This window comes from Lutimaribacter pacificus (genome assembly GCF_900142185.1).
Lineage (GTDB): Bacteria > Pseudomonadota > Alphaproteobacteria > Rhodobacterales > Rhodobacteraceae > Lutimaribacter > Lutimaribacter pacificus.
Genome location: NZ_FQZZ01000008.1, coordinates 75,139 through 88,812 on the forward strand (window position 1 = coordinate 75,139; position 13,674 = coordinate 88,812).

At 63.2% G+C, this 13,674-nt stretch carries 12 protein-coding genes and 1 tRNA gene; 2 read left to right on the top strand and 11 right to left on the bottom strand.

Translation table 11 applies throughout. The features are described 5' to 3' along the window. Positions 1-6: 6 nt before the first annotated feature. From cas6e to F3H87_RS17610, 10 genes are all read right to left on the bottom strand, one after another. Positions 7-678 (bottom strand): type I-E CRISPR-associated protein Cas6/Cse3/CasE, encoded by a 672-nt coding sequence (gene cas6e / locus F3H87_RS17565; RefSeq protein ID WP_149789089.1) that lies wholly within the window; start codon positions 676-678, stop codon positions 7-9. Beyond that, on the bottom strand, positions 675-1,379 hold the full coding sequence (gene cas5e, locus F3H87_RS17570) for a type I-E CRISPR-associated protein Cas5/CasD (protein WP_188129236.1): 705 nt from the start codon (positions 1,377-1,379) through the stop codon (positions 675-677). Before cas5e ends, cas6e begins: the two co-directional genes overlap by 4 nt. Then, positions 1,372-2,424 (bottom strand): type I-E CRISPR-associated protein Cas7/Cse4/CasC, encoded by a 1,053-nt coding sequence (gene cas7e, locus F3H87_RS17575; protein ID WP_149789087.1) that lies wholly within the window; start codon positions 2,422-2,424, stop codon positions 1,372-1,374. Before cas7e ends, cas5e begins: the two co-directional genes overlap by 8 nt. Further along, positions 2,421-2,921 carry a type I-E CRISPR-associated protein Cse2/CasB gene (casB, locus tag F3H87_RS17580; protein ID WP_149789086.1) on the bottom strand — a complete coding sequence of 167 codons (501 nt, stop codon included), beginning with the start codon at positions 2,919-2,921 and terminating at the stop codon, positions 2,421-2,423. The genes cas7e and casB overlap by 4 nt, the downstream gene beginning before the upstream one ends. After that, positions 2,918-4,405, bottom strand: coding sequence for a type I-E CRISPR-associated protein Cse1/CasA (gene casA / locus F3H87_RS17585; RefSeq protein ID WP_149789085.1), 1,488 nt, complete (start codon positions 4,403-4,405; stop codon positions 2,918-2,920). Before casA ends, casB begins: the two co-directional genes overlap by 4 nt. Positions 4,406-4,574: 169 nt before the next feature. Then, complete coding sequence (gene cas3, locus F3H87_RS17590) at positions 4,575-7,031, bottom strand: CRISPR-associated helicase Cas3' (RefSeq protein ID WP_223228114.1); 2,457 nt, start codon at positions 7,029-7,031, stop codon at positions 4,575-4,577. A gap of 201 nt (positions 7,032-7,232) precedes the next feature. Continuing rightward, positions 7,233-8,186 carry a helix-turn-helix domain-containing protein gene (locus F3H87_RS17595; protein ID WP_188129235.1) on the bottom strand — a complete coding sequence of 318 codons (954 nt, stop codon included), beginning with the start codon at positions 8,184-8,186 and terminating at the stop codon, positions 7,233-7,235. A 423-nt stretch (positions 8,187-8,609) separates the two neighbouring features. After that, positions 8,610-9,464, bottom strand: a complete 855-nt coding sequence (locus F3H87_RS17600) for a polysaccharide deacetylase family protein (RefSeq protein ID WP_149789083.1) — start codon at positions 9,462-9,464, stop codon at positions 8,610-8,612. Positions 9,465-9,550: 86 nt separating this feature from the next. Continuing rightward, entirely contained in the window at positions 9,551-10,204 is a 654-nt protein-coding gene (locus F3H87_RS17605) for an isochorismatase family protein (RefSeq protein WP_149789082.1), read from the bottom strand. Between the two features lie 284 nt (positions 10,205-10,488). Then, on the bottom strand, positions 10,489-11,202 hold the full coding sequence (locus tag F3H87_RS17610; RefSeq protein WP_149789081.1) for a Crp/Fnr family transcriptional regulator: 714 nt from the start codon (positions 11,200-11,202) through the stop codon (positions 10,489-10,491). A 602-nt stretch (positions 11,203-11,804) separates the two neighbouring features. Here F3H87_RS17610 and F3H87_RS17615 point away from each other — a divergent pair. After that, a complete protein-coding gene (locus F3H87_RS17615) occupies positions 11,805-12,305 on the top strand; it encodes a fasciclin domain-containing protein (protein WP_149789080.1) in 501 nt (166 codons plus the stop codon). A 55-nt stretch (positions 12,306-12,360) separates the two neighbouring features. Here the strand turns inward: F3H87_RS17615 and F3H87_RS17620 are convergent. Then, positions 12,361-12,448 (bottom strand) — tRNA-Ser (locus F3H87_RS17620). A gap of 270 nt (positions 12,449-12,718) precedes the next feature. Here F3H87_RS17620 and F3H87_RS17625 point away from each other — a divergent pair. Further along, entirely contained in the window at positions 12,719-13,657 is a 939-nt protein-coding gene (locus F3H87_RS17625) for an SPOR domain-containing protein (protein ID WP_394852172.1), read from the top strand. Positions 13,658-13,674 lie beyond the last annotated feature (17 nt).

Genomic DNA, 13,674 nt, shown 5'->3' on the forward strand with positions numbered 1-13,674 from the left:
CATATGTCAGGCCCGCCGGATCAGCATCAGCCCACAGCCGAACCCCTTGGCCCGTCCAAACCCCTGCGCCAGTTTTTGCAAGAATGCATCCGGGTCGGTCACGGTGATCTGCCCGGTCAGATCGAGGATACCGAAGCGCGGCTCACCCCGGCGGCGGCCCTTATAGCCCGGCAGGGTCACGGTGCGATAGTCCTGCACATCGGTCCGGTCGGGGACGAAACCGGCGCGGCTGCCCTGCCCGGCCATCCACTGCGCAGCGGCCTCGGTCGCCAGATCCATGCGTTTCCCGTTGCGCTGATCCTTTGGAAGATCGTGGAGCAGGTGCATCACCACGTCCACGCGCCTGCGCTTTTCCCCGCGCAGGTCGCGCGTGGCATTGGCACGCAAAAGAAAGGACAGCCGGTCACCGACCCTCAGATCGGGCAGATGTTCGCGAACATCCGGGGGATCGAAGACCGGGCTGGATTCGGGCGGACGGACCGATTGCACAAGGAACACACCCTGCCCTTCCTCGCGCCACAGGAAATCGCGGGTCGCCTGCGGATCGCCCGCGAAGGCCGACCAGATAAGCCGGTGATGGGCGTCGAGCCTCTCACTTTCCGCGGTCGGGTCCAGAAGGGCATTCAGTGCCGCCACCTTCGGATCGCGCGACAGGCGCAGCCGGGAAAGATACATCATGACGGAACCTCACCCGCAGAGATGTCGGGATGGGCCACGGCATATCGCCCCTGAGCAAAGTGCCACTGTTCCCGGTCGATGGCCCGGTCATGCCGGGTTTCCAGCCGTGCGGGCGCGCCAAGGTCGGTGTTTTCGTCCGCCACGATTTCGGTCATCCGCCGCGCACCGATCCATGGCGGCAACCGCAGATACGACATGGCCTGCGCCGGATTTTCGGCGGTCACCTCCTGCGGATCGAAAGGCGCTGCAAGCGGACAGGATTTGCGCCCGAGGAACACCTGGAATACCGGCTGGCGCAATGCGGCGGCCAGCGCGGGCAGATCGCCGCCCCAGACCGCCACCCCGAACACGCAATCCGTGCGGTAATCGCGGCTGGTCAGAACGGTGTTCAACCTGTCCTTTGCCGCGGCCTCGCGCAGGGCCTGCGGGCGCGACTGCGGGGATTTCACGGCCGCAGTCGGCACCGTCTGCACGGTATGGTAGTCGCGCAGATGCGCCGTTCGGCCAAAGCTTGCGATGGCAACGCCCAGGGCATCGAGGTCGGCAAAATCCTGATCCCGCCTGCGCCCGAGCGCCGCGCCCAACGTACCGATCACCGCAGACCGTCCGGGCAACCCGAGCGAGCCGCGCCTGTCATGGCCGCCGAACTCTCCCATGGCCCCGATCGCGGCGACCAGTTGAAAGATCAGGTATTCAGACATCTGCCTGGACGCTTCCCGCTGCGAATTCGGCAATCTCGGCAAGGCTCCCTTGCCCCCCGGTGACATCCATCACAGCCATCGCATCGCATGACGCACCGTAGGCACGGTCGATCCTTTCGGCCATTCCGGTCAAGGCATCGACACTGGCCCGTTCATCGGCCGCCACCGCCTTGTGAAAGGCGCCGGACAGGTCGCGTGGCTGCTGTGTGCCGCGCTCGACGCGAATGTATCCGGCACGCGGGTGGTGGGCGTGACTGTTTTGCTTACCCTTCGGCGTGGCCGTGGCCAGCGCCTGTGCAAGCGAGGCGATGCCCTTTGCCGCAAGGTCACGGTCGCCATTCAGGTTTTCAACCAACAGGTCCACATTCACACAGGCATAGAGATAATAGATACCCGACCCGAAGCCATGTTCGCCGATATGACCGGCACCGGCATCCTCGTCACGGGTTTTCAGGTCGTCGACCGCGGCAAACCAGTCGTCCTGCACCTGCGCGCGGTGGGTCGTGAAGGCATGGGCGACCTGCACGGCGGCGTCACGATTGTAGTCGGGGCTGTCGGCCAGCATTCGCCCGAACATGGCGATGTCCACCGCCCCGTCGGCGCGGCGCAGCACTGCCTTTTTCAACTCCTTGTCCGTGGGCAGGTCCTCGCCCGCCACGGCCCTGGCCGCCAGGTCGCGCGCCAGCGCCCATTCGTCGGGCGAGATGAAGGCCAGCGTCGTCGCATTGGTCGACTCCTTCTCCAGCTTGGAAAAGGCGGTGCCGATGTCGCTTGCGATCTTTTCGGCCTCTTTCTCTGCAACGCCCTGCCCGATCAGTTCGGTCTTCAGTTCCGTTGCCAGGCGACGGGTGCGCGTGCCCGTATGCCCCGCCAGATCCTGTGCGAAATAGCTGCTCTCGCGGATCGCGCGCTTCAGCGACTGCGACGAAATCCGCAGGCGCGGGCTGCCACCGATCAACGCCTGTTTCGGCCGCCCCTGATCGTCGCGGTTGGGATTGGACAGCGGATAGGTCGTCAGAAGGTGGAATTGGACAAAGGTCGTCATTGGGCAGGTTCCTCGGAAGTTTCGGTCACGGGCGCATCGGCCCCGTGATAGTCAAAGCACCAGCGGGTGCGGGTGGCGTCGGACCAGAACAGGATCGCCTCGCCCAGGTGGGCGACATTTGCCGCATGACCGACCATCGGCAGGGCACGACGCAGCGCGGTTTCCAGGTCTTCACCTTCGGAGTGGATCAGCCGCTCGAAGCGCAGCGCGGACATGACCGGCTCTTTCCCGCCAAGCCTGCGCGGCAGCGAGGCGCCGGTATGCTCGCGCACATGCGCCAGAACGCGCGCCAGCCGCGCAGCCCGCGGACCATCGCGGAGGTTCAGTTGCCCCGCCAGGTCATGCACCTCTTTCTGGCAGAGAACGGTCACGTCGTCCCCACGCCGCAGCCGGGCCGAAAGCCCCTTTTGCGCGCCGGTTTCCCGCTTGCCCAATTCACGCGACCACCAGCCGAGAATGATCTGCCCAGCTTGTTTTTCGTCTTCAGGCTCGCTCATGCCTCGGCCCCCTGTTTTTGCCTGGGTTTCGGATCGGGCGGTGTCAGATCCAACTTGTCCCACATTGCCCGGCCCTGTTTGCTGCGCCCATGGATCAGGGCGACAAGCATCCGGCGCTCTGCCACGATACGGGCGGCGCGTTCGATCCTGCCATCGGACAACCCAGGCAAGGCCAGCGCATCGAACTGGCGCAGCGCCTGCATTCCGATCGCACGCAGGAACCGGCCCGCGATGTCCGCCCCGTCGAAACCGTCCTGCGCCAGCGCGGCCAGGGCCTGCGTGAAATCACCCTCGGTCGTGGCCCAGAACTCATCAAGCTGCGCCTGGCGTGCATTGCCTTCCGCCGTGAGCACCGACACCGCCCGACGCAACCCCGAACCCACATTGTCTGCCGCTTCGATCAGGTCTTCGGCCTTCGATTGCGCGTCCGGGCCAATAGGCATCAACGGCAGCTCTGCCCACAGGAAATCCTTTGGTTTCATGTTATCCATCGCCCATCCGCCAACGATCATGCGTTTGGCCTGCTTGTCGAACCGGTCGAAAAATCCGTCGATACAGGAGGCCCGCAAACGCAACCCCTTGGCGCTCTGATCCGGGTTGCTCAGGACGATCCCGATCCAGTTGCGATACGGCAACTGCCCGCTTGCCGGATGGCGAGGCAACAGCTCCGCCCCTTCCTTCTGCCGGTAGTAAGGGGAAAGCGGATGCCGCCAGAGCGCATATTTTGTGCCATACGGTCGCTGAATCACTCCTGTTACCAGATCCTCGCCGACCAGGCGCAGCCTTCGCGGCATCCCAAAGAACGCCTCCACCGGATGCGATTGCGACGGCCCGACCGTCTGCCCGGTCTCCGATGTGCGTGCAGGCCGCATCCACGGCAAATCTTCCACCCTTGCGGGCTGCCCGAACGGCACATTGGCCCAGATCAGGTCCCACAACCCGGTTCCCGGATCGGCCAGCGTCACAAGCGGCCCTCCTCCGCGCATCGAGGTCCGGTTGCCCGCCCCGCCCGAGGGTGCGAATTGCTGAAAGGTATAAAGCGCCATCGCGGCCAAGGGCAGGTCGAGCGTTTCATACCGATCCCGATGCACCATCAGGTCTGCATTGTTCCTGGCCGTATTCCCGCCGGACGAGTCAATGAACAGCATGTCGGGACCGGAGGGCGCGCCGGACAAATCCTCAGGATCCTGCAGGAAACGCGGCCCGTCGCCCAATAGCTCGAATGCGTCGGCAAACGCCGCAAACTGCGCCTCAAGCTTCGCCGCATCGGGACGCCCCCGCGCCCAGTCGCGCAGATGTGCAGGCGGCGCGGCCATGAAAACCAGCCCGATCAGAAATTCATAGCAGGCAAGGTTAAGGTCGGCCCGCGGCCAGTCCGGCGCGGCAATCAGCGGGTCTGCCATCTGGTGCGGCGCAATGACCCGGCGCGACCCGTCAAGCAAACGGACGGGAATCCAAGCATCGGCGATCAGGTTGAGGGGCATACCACTCTCGTAAAATTAGTATCGGCGACGGAAGCATTTATTCAGGATTGTAGCCCTGCAACAAAAGCTGTTGTCAATACGAGTGCGGGAAGTTTTCAAGTCCGTTTGCAATATCTTTTCAAAACAGACAGTTTCAACTGGTTCCTAAGACCGACCTTCATCTCCGCTACTAGGAAAGACCGAAGATCAAACCAATTTCCCGATCATAGGACAACCCCTCGCAAATCGTGCCGTCCGCAGCGACCGGACACATTGTCAGACGCGCCTGCATCCAGTCCGGCCAGTCCTTTTTCGCCGCCATGATTTCGGGCGCTGTCTGATCCGGCAGCGGCAAGGCATTGACCCGCCTGGCCGCCGCACTGATTTCAGAGCGCTGGCGGCTGTCTACCGTCCAGGCATCCGCATCGAGAGGCAGCAGCCCGTGCTCCGTGCCGCGCGCCAGAACCAGAACATGCTGCTCGACACCCAGCCGCGTCGGGAAATCCGCATCGTCGGCAAACCCCTTGATCTGGCGATATGAAGCTGTGAGGTCGATCAGGTTCTGACGCGCATGATCGGTCCGCGCGAACCCCTGCCCGATGCGGTCGGCCTCGGCCCGCTTCAGCGGCTCCGGCAAATCGCCCCCCGAAAGCCCCTCTTCGATCAGATCGCGCAGACCGGCCGGCGCGTCGATCTGCCCGGCAGAAAACAAGGCGCGCGCCGCCCGCCATTGCTGATCCAGCGGATAGGTGAAGGCCCCGCGATCCAGAACATGCCGCAACCACAACGGATCGGACACCTGTCCGGGATCGGGTGAGACCACATGCAGCAGGGGCGCGGAACAAGGCCGGTGTGCGGCAGGCCGCCGGTCCATATGCCGCCAGAGCCGCCCCGCCCGCTGCACAAGCGCGGGGATGGGCGCCAGGTCCGAGACCATGACATCGAAATCCAGATCGAGCGAGCTTTCGACAACCTGCGTCGCCACCAGGACACGGCCCGGCCGGTCGCGCCGATCCTTGCCGTAAGTCTCGAGTACGTTTCGTTCGTGACGCATCCGGTCGCAAAGCGCGAAACGGGCATGAAGCAGATCCGCCCGGACACCACGCGCCCGCAGCATCCGCACCGCCTCGATCGCGTCGTCCACCGCGTTGCGCACCCACAACGCCGCCGCCCCCTGCGCAACGCTGTCCTGCAACAGGTCCAGCGCCGCTTCGGGCGCAGGCAGGCGCGCGACCCGCACCGGCCCGCGCGTATTGACGGAAGCGACATCGGTGACCTGCGCGTGCCCCGCGACGGTCAGCGCCGGGTAGGCGCGGCTTTCCGGCGGCGCACAACCGAAGGCATCGCAAAGTTTCGCGCGCAGATCGACCGGCATCGTTGCTGTCATCAGGATCGCCGAGCCGCCCATCCGGCGATGCAACCGCAACAGATGGCAAAGCTCTTCCGCCATATAGGGGTCTCCCATCTCGTGCACCTCGTCCACGATCAGGATCTTCCGGCTCAGGGCGAAATGGCGCAGCATGGCATGGCGCACCGGCAGTGCAGACAAAAGCGCCTGATCCACCGTGCCGACACCGACATTCGCCAGCAACGCCCGCCGCCGGTCATCGGCCAGCCAGTCGGTGCAGGCGGGCTGCGCAGGGCCGCGGGGTGCGCGGATCAGTTCCCGGAACCGGGCCGACATCCCTGCACGCCCATGCGCCAGCGCAAGGCTGGGGGCACCGTCATAAAGCCTGCCGACCAGATCGGCGGCACGGTCGAACATCGCATTGGCCGTGGCCATCGTGGGCAGCGCGAAGAACAGCCCCCTCCCCTTGCCCGCCTGCATCATGCGTTGCGCCAGGATCAGCGCGGCTTCCGTCTTGCCCGACCCTGTCTCATCCTCGATCAGGGCAAGCGCCGGCCCCTCCGGCAGGGCTATGTCCTGCGCGGCCAGTTGCATCGGCCGCAATGTCCAGTCGTCGGGTATGACCGGGATTTGCGACAGGTCGGGCAGGTCCAGACCTGCCAGCCTGACCGTCCGGGCGGCCTTCGCACGCGCCTGCCCGAGGTAGCCTTCGGCATCCGGCCCGGCTGCGACCGGCGGAAAGAAGACCGGGTTCGATCCCAGCCAGTCGGCCACGGCGATCAGCCCCGGCAGCCACCATGTCTGCGCTGCCACCTCTTCCCAGGGCAGATCGAAACGTGCACCCGGCCAGAGAGACATCAACGCTTCCGTCGCCTCCCGTGCATCTGCCTGGGCCTCTTTCCCAGCTGCGACGCGCATCTTGCCGAACTCTTCCTGAATTGGGGGGCGGCCATGATGACCGGCAATGGCGGCATAGAAATCGCGGCGGTCAAAGACATCCCCGGCGATGCCCGAGAGCAAATCGTCGAAATCACGCAACCAGACCTCGGTCACCTCCCAGTGGCGCCCCGCGCCTTGCCGCTTTCCCTCGCGCAGCATGTCACGGAAACTGGCGCTGATCTTGCCAAGGTCATGCAGGGCCGCCGCCAGCGCATACAATGCCTTGCGCTCGGCGGGCAGGTCCAGCGGCGCCAAAAGGCATTCCGCCACCGCTCCGACATCAATCATATGGTAAAACGCCGGATGCTCGATACCACCCTCGGGCGCGGATTTACCGGGCCAGTCCAAAACCCCCATCATTCCCTCCGACTCGCAACTCGTGACCATGCCGTCCCGGTCAGCCCTTCCCCCTTGTTTGGTGAAAGCGATTCCAATCCGCAATGCCTGCCTCCGACTCCCTTTCGATCATGGCGCCCGGAAACCGCCCGCCGCCAGGATTGGATTTCGGAGCGCGGGGACATTTCCGCTTCCGTGCCCCGCGTTGTCTCTTGAATATTGTTGCTATCCCTCACGCGCGCTGGCGAGGTTCTGCTGGTCGCGAGGGCTCAGGCCGTATCGGCGCTTGAAGGCCGTTGCGAAATGCGAGGGGTTGCGAAAGCCGGAGCGGCGCGCGATTTCGCTGATCGGATAGGCGATTGTCCGAGGTCGGGACAACTCGGCATGGGCCCGCTCGAGTCTGGCATCGCGCAGACAGGTGCAAACGCTCTGCCCCGCTTCCTCGAATATCTGGTGGAGATAGCGCACCGATATCCCTGCGGCTTCGGCGATGCTCTGCGGATCAAGGTCCGGGTCCTCCAGATGGGACCGGATGAAGGCAATGCTGCGGTGATAGAGTGCCCTGCGTGCCGCCTGCTTGTTGAGCGGGAGGGATTTCTCGCCCCGTTCGATGGAAAGCGCCAGCAGGTCCGCCAGATACCGGGTACAGACCTCGGCATCGAAACTGGATATCCCCTCGACTTCGTTCCACAGCCCCATGAAGAACCCGTGCGACAACCTGCTCACCCCCGAGGACACCTTGTAGGGAAACGATGTTTTCCGGCTCAGCCCCGACAGCCGCCGTCTCAACATCTCGCCCGGAATGACGAGGTTCAGCACCGCGGTGGGATCGCTATGCTTCCAGACGGACGGGCTGCGCAGATCGTAAAGGCCCAATTCTCCGGGGCGGACCGTCAACTCCCGGCTGTTCTGGGTAAGCTGGACCGCGCCTGAGAGAGAGGTGAACAGGACAAGATCATCCCGCTGGTCCTTCTCGACCTGCTTGTGCTGCCTGACCCCGAGCTGATTGCTGGCATGCACGCAGGCAAACCTGAAATCTTTTATATCGACGCATTTGACCTCTGCCGAGAACTGTCGGTCCGGGGAAAACCGGAGGTCATGGGACCCGAAGAGAGAGCTGATGATTTCCCTGTACGTGTCCTTGTCATTCGCGCTTCGGAGAGTCACTTCCCGCTTCATCGCGTGTTCTCCCTGTGCCGCAACCGAGATGCTGCTTTTGCGAGCGCCCGTGCCGCAATCGTTCATCGCCACCGCGCGTCAGGTCTGGCAGAGATCATGCCGGCCTCCGCCGGGATCGACATCTCTCTGTCCTCTCGGTTCGGATGGGAAAAGTAAAACACCTCGCATCACAACCGTCAACGCAGGATGGGAAAGGCAAAGCCCATCCGCTCACGCCCGCAGAGGGCGTGCAAAACAGGCAAGTCGCCCCGGGCAGGCGCCAAAACCGATAGCAAGGCGGTGCGCCGGCAGGTCTCTGCAACGCAATCCAGCCTCCCGGCCATTCATGGCATCCGCCCTGCGCCGAGGGCCATTCCGGCACACTGGCGACCCGGGCTCATAACCGCCGGGTCGCCGGGGCCGGGTGTCAGGCCCGTCGGGCGCCTACTGGTCTGCGTAATAGGCCGCGATCTCGTCGGCCGTCGTAAGCCATACGCCCTCGTGCCCCGCGATGTATTCAAGGGCTTTCACCAGATATTTGTGGCGGAACGGCTGGTTGATGATGAACGGATGCAGGCAAAGCGCCATCACCCGCCCGGTCTGTTCGCCGTCGGCATAGAGCTGGTCGAACTGGTCCACGACCATCTGATAGAACTGCTCGCCCGTCAGGCTCTTCCCAAGGAACATCGTCACGTCGTTCAGCTCGATCGAATAGGGAACCGAGATCATCCCCGGAATGTTCAGCGGGAACGGCTGATCGTCCGCGCACCAGTCGAGCAGATAGGTCAGGCCCAGTTCCCTGAGCAGGCGCGGGGTCTCGAATGTCTCCGTAAGCGCGGGCCCGAGCCAGCCCCGGACGTCCTGCCCTGTCGCCTCCGCGATGGTGCCGACCACGTCGGCAAGATAGGCCCGCTCCTCGTCGACGGTCATTCCTGCCTGGAAGATCGAGTTGTTCTTCCCGTGCGCCAGCCACGCCCACCCTCTTTCGCGTCCGGCCTCGATCACCTGCGGATAGAGCCGGCAGCAATCGGAATTGAGCAGGACGGTCGCCGGCAGCTTGAAGCGGTCGAGCGTCTCGATAAGGCGCCAGATGCCGACCCGCAGCGCATAGTCGCGCCAGCCGTAGTTGAGAGGGTCCGGCGCAAGGGCGGCCGTGCCCGGAAAGATGCTCGTCGAGGGTTTGTCGACCTCGTAATGTTCGATATTCAGCCCGGCATAGAAAGCCACGCGGGCGCCATCGGGCCAGGTGAGTTTGGGCCGCGAAACGATCGGGGAATAGTCGTAAAGTGTATTGTCCATTTTGTCCTCTCTGCGGTTTTCAGTCGTTTCTTGCGACACGTCGAACGAGCAAGCGGACCGCTCCCACTTTCCGGTGAATGCCCACCCTACCCGGCGGTGGCCGTAACCTGCGCGAGCTGTGCCACCGTGTCGTCAAGGCTCCTGACGTCGCCATACTTGGCCTGGATGTCGAACAGCGCCTGGGTATGGGCGGGCCGGGAGCGGTCGCCCACCGCCTCCTCCACGACGATGGGCCGGAAGCCGTATTGCACGGCGTCCACCGCGCTCGCCCGGACGCATCCGCTGGTCGTGCATCCGGTGATGATCAGGGTGTCGATCCGCCGCGACTGCAGCCGGGAGACGAGATCCGTTCCAAAGAAGCAGGAGGCATATTTCTTGTTGAAGACGGACGATCCCGGCCGCCTGCGCAACCGCGGATCGAGCTGCACCGCATCAGACCCCGTCTTCAGGTCGAACAGTCCGCTCATCTTGTTTCCCCACACGCCCGCATCGCGGCAATCCGCCTCCTCGTAGCTGACGATCGAGAAGAAGGCCGGCGCCGAGGCCGCGTCGGCAGCATCAAGAAGCGTATTGATATGCCCGATCTGCACGCTCAGATCCGCGCCCAGGGGCATATCCGGGTTCGTGAAGGCGTTCATGATGTCGATCACCAGAAGCGCGGGACGTTCCCCAAACCCCATCTCTCCGCCAAACCCCCGCTTGCGGAAGAACTCCAGTTCATCGTGGGACGTGTCACTCATCGGCCATTCTCCTGTTTCGATCTTCACAAGGCTCTGCACGGGGCGAATATCTGCACGCCGCGATCTTGCCTTTGAGCAGGCTTTCCATACTAGGTTTGAAAAGGGATCGTCCGGTCAAGCCATCCGGGGCCTTCATGCGCTGGCGGAAAGAAAACCACGCGCCGATGGAACAGACCCGCACCAGGCGCATCTGCACAAGGTAATTTTTTTGATCTGCAAGGTTACGGCGGAAAACCGGGCCATGCTCTCGAACTCATCGCCACCGGCAGGATGAGCGATGTCGATCAGCCCACCTGTTCCGGGAGGTTGCAGAAAATGAGCGACTCCTCTCCGACAAGTTTCTTGAGAGCATCCGGGTCGGTAATCTCGATGCCATTGGGGGAATCCTGCACGCCGTGATCCCTCAGTTTGGCGAGGTTACGAGACAGGCTTTCCGGCCGGATACCCAAGTAGCTGGCAACCAGGTGTTTCTCGAATGTCGGCTTCACAAGAAGGTGTTTTCCATGCGGTTTGGCATGGCGGATCAGGAAGCAGGCCAGACGTTGCAGGCTGTTCAATACCTTCATGCCTTCAAGTTGGCGCAGGAGGTGATCATTCCGCTCGAATGAATGGCCGAGGAGCACATCGTTGAAACTCGCGTCATTGCGCATCGCGCTGCGCAAGGAATGGTAGGGAACAGACAGGACAACGCAATCTGTTGCGGCTTCTGCGTCAACGCTTCTCGGAACCCTTCGAATACTGTCAGAGAAACCGAAAACCTCACCGGGCGCATGCAGGTTCAGGAGCGCCATTGAACCACTGGCCTGTACCCGCGAGACTTTGACCCACCCGGAAATAAGAACATACCCGCTGTTGGCAGGAGAACTATGCAGAAAGATATTGCTGCCACGCTTGTAGCTGCGCAACTGTGCGTAGCGGCCAAGGGCTTCACGCGTGGTCGGGGACGCCCGGGACATTACCGGACAGCGCACGGACGCCATCGCCAGATTCGGTTGCATTGATCATCTCCTGTTCGCCCGTCGATCTTCGGCGCAGCCAAGTGATCCCACTTTGACCCAGATCAAGTTGACCCGAACAGATCCCCCAATCCATGTGGACCGGTAGTCAAAGAGAAAATATCTGATCGCGTTTGCGTGCCTGCGCGGCAAAACGCTCCAGCGTCACATCGACGAACGTCGCCATCCAGCCAGCGATCCCAATCCTGCTTTCAGCAACATTCGCCCACCCTCTTCGCCGCCTTCACCCCACCACACGCGATGTCAGGGTCGGCCGCGCCCGGCGCGGCGACAGGCCGCCGAATTAAGGGGCATTCCCCTGCAAGGGTCTCTAACAGGGTTTTGCCCCTTAAACACATCCCTCGCCAACGCCGGTTTCGCCGCGTTTTCCGACGCGAACAAACCCAGGTGTAGAGCAAACGCATTCGCAGAGGTGTCCGGCGCCACCCCCAACAGAAGTATCGGCTGAAACAAATCTGACGAAAACGTTTTTGTTATATGTATCAGATAATTGGGCCTGCTTCCCCGGCTGCTGTCGGAACGCCTCAAATCTGCTGGCTTTGCTCCCTCGTAATCCTTTCACATCAATCATGGAGGATGGTTACATGCTAAGACGGACTTTCTTTGGCGCTGCTGCAAGCTTTGCGCTTGCTCTGACGGGCACCACCGCTGCAATGGCAGATGGTCATGGCAGCAAAATGGATATTGTGGACACCGCTGCAAGTGCCGGATCGTTCTCGACCCTGGTTACCGCCGTTCAGGCCGCTGGCCTGGTCGAAACCCTGAAAGGGGAAGGCCCGTTCACGGTATTCGCGCCAACGGACCAGGCCTTCGCCGCGCTTCCCGAGGGAACCGTTGAAACCTTGTTGATGCCCGAAAACCGCGATCAGCTCATTGCAGTTCTGACATATCACGTGGTTCCCGGCAAAGTCATGTCGTCCGATCTGGCCGGCAAGAAGCTCACTGCAGAAACGATCAATGGTCAGTCCGTCGAGATCAACGCGTTCAGCGGCGTCAAAGTCGACAACGCATCGGTCACAAAGGCGGACATCGAAGCGTCGAACGGTGTAATCCACGTGATCGACGCCGTCATCTTGCCGAAGTAGTCAAATGGTCATGAACCGGTACAAGGCCGCCCAGGGGCGGCCTTTTTATTGTTATTGGCGGAAGGGGTGGGATTCGAACCCACGGATGCTTGCACATCGCCGGTTTTCAAGACCGGTGCAATCGACCACTCTGCCACCCTTCCACAATACTCCTGCACAAGTTTTCAAGACCGGTGCATTCGACCACTCTGCCACTCCTCCGCGGGGACGTGCCGGCCGGTCCCGGTATGAGTCCGAAACGCATCATAGATCAAGGGGATTTTCGCCGATGGCATGCAGGACTCTTTTCTTGTGAGGCCGTTGACGCTAGACTTTCGCGCAAGCCGTGCCTTTTTGCGCGGCATGAGGCATGCAACGACCGGGCAAACCGGCATATCCGCGCGGGACGCCGCGCATAGGGCAGAGGGCAAGACATGAACATCACCACGATGGGCAGAACACCCGCAAGGACCGTATCCCGGCTGGCGGTCGGTACCGCCATGGCGCTGGCGCTGGCGGGCTGCGACGAGGCCGGGCAATTCAACCTTTTCCAGAAACGGCCCGCCGCCGAGGCCGAGGTGAACGCCGCCGCGCGCTCGGTCAAGCTGATCGAGCGCGACGTCGAGGCGCCAGACGTGTTCCAGGTCACCGAACCGGGGCTGTGGGACGGCCGCCCCTCGCTGGGCGGTGTCTGGGTCGCGCATCCCGACGTGGACCAGCCCGAGCGGGTCATCATCCGCAACACCAAAAACGACAAGTTCGTGATCGGCGCGCTGTTCCGGCGCGAGCGCGAAAACCCCGGCCCCGCGGTGCAGGTCTCGTCCGATGCGGCCGCCGCGCTCGACATGCTGGCCGGTCAGCCGATGGATCTCAACATCACCGCGCTGCGCCGCGAAGAGGTGCCTGCCGAGGCGCCGGAGGCCGCCGCCGGCACCGGCGAAACGCTCGACGCCCCGGCCGAGGTGGCGCAGACCACCCTGGCGCCCGCGGGCGAGGCGCCCGACGCCATCACCGCCGCCAGCGCCGCGATCGCCGCGGCCGAAACCGAACCCCGGGCCGAACCCGCCGTGGCCAGTGCCGCAGCGGTGCCGCCGCCCGTCCAGGCCTCCGCCCCGGCGCCCGCCCCGCGCGCGTCGGGCCTTGATAAACCGTATCTCCAGATCGGTATCTTCAGCGTGGAAACCAACGCCCGCAACACCGCGCAGTCGATGCGCACCGCGGGCATGGTGCCGACCGTGAAACAGCAGACGTCGAAGGGCAAGACCTTCTGGCGGGTGCTGGTCGGCCCCGCCACCAGCACGTCCGAGCGCGCGGCGCTGCTGAAGAAGATCAAGGCCAAGGGCTTCGAGGATGCCTATGCCGTGACCAACTGACAGGACCAGAAAGGACA

Bases quoted from the DNA above. Each gene is read 5' to 3' on its own strand.
- cas6e (WP_149789089.1), bottom strand. From the start codon at position 678: ATGATGTATCTTTCCCGGCTGCGCCTGTCGCGCGATCCGAAGGTGGCG.
- F3H87_RS17610 (WP_149789081.1), bottom strand. From the start codon at position 11,202: ATGCAACCGAATCTGGCGATGGCGTCCGTGCGCTGTCCGGTAATGTCC.
- cas5e (WP_188129236.1), bottom strand. From the start codon at position 1,379: ATGTCTGAATACCTGATCTTTCAACTGGTCGCCGCGATCGGGGCCATG.
- F3H87_RS17600 (WP_149789083.1), bottom strand. From the start codon at position 9,464: ATGGACAATACACTTTACGACTATTCCCCGATCGTTTCGCGGCCCAAA.
- casB (WP_149789086.1), bottom strand. From the start codon at position 2,921: ATGAGCGAGCCTGAAGACGAAAAACAAGCTGGGCAGATCATTCTCGGC.
- F3H87_RS17625 (WP_394852172.1), top strand. From the start codon at position 12,719: ATGAACATCACCACGATGGGCAGAACACCCGCAAGGACCGTATCCCGG.
- F3H87_RS17615 (WP_149789080.1), top strand. From the start codon at position 11,805: ATGCTAAGACGGACTTTCTTTGGCGCTGCTGCAAGCTTTGCGCTTGCT.
- cas7e (WP_149789087.1), bottom strand. From the start codon at position 2,424: ATGACGACCTTTGTCCAATTCCACCTTCTGACGACCTATCCGCTGTCC.
- F3H87_RS17595 (WP_188129235.1), bottom strand. From the start codon at position 8,186: ATGAAGCGGGAAGTGACTCTCCGAAGCGCGAATGACAAGGACACGTAC.
- casA (WP_149789085.1), bottom strand. From the start codon at position 4,405: ATGCCCCTCAACCTGATCGCCGATGCTTGGATTCCCGTCCGTTTGCTT.
- cas3 (WP_223228114.1), bottom strand. From the start codon at position 7,031: ATGATGGGGGTTTTGGACTGGCCCGGTAAATCCGCGCCCGAGGGTGGT.
- F3H87_RS17605 (WP_149789082.1), bottom strand. From the start codon at position 10,204: ATGAGTGACACGTCCCACGATGAACTGGAGTTCTTCCGCAAGCGGGGG.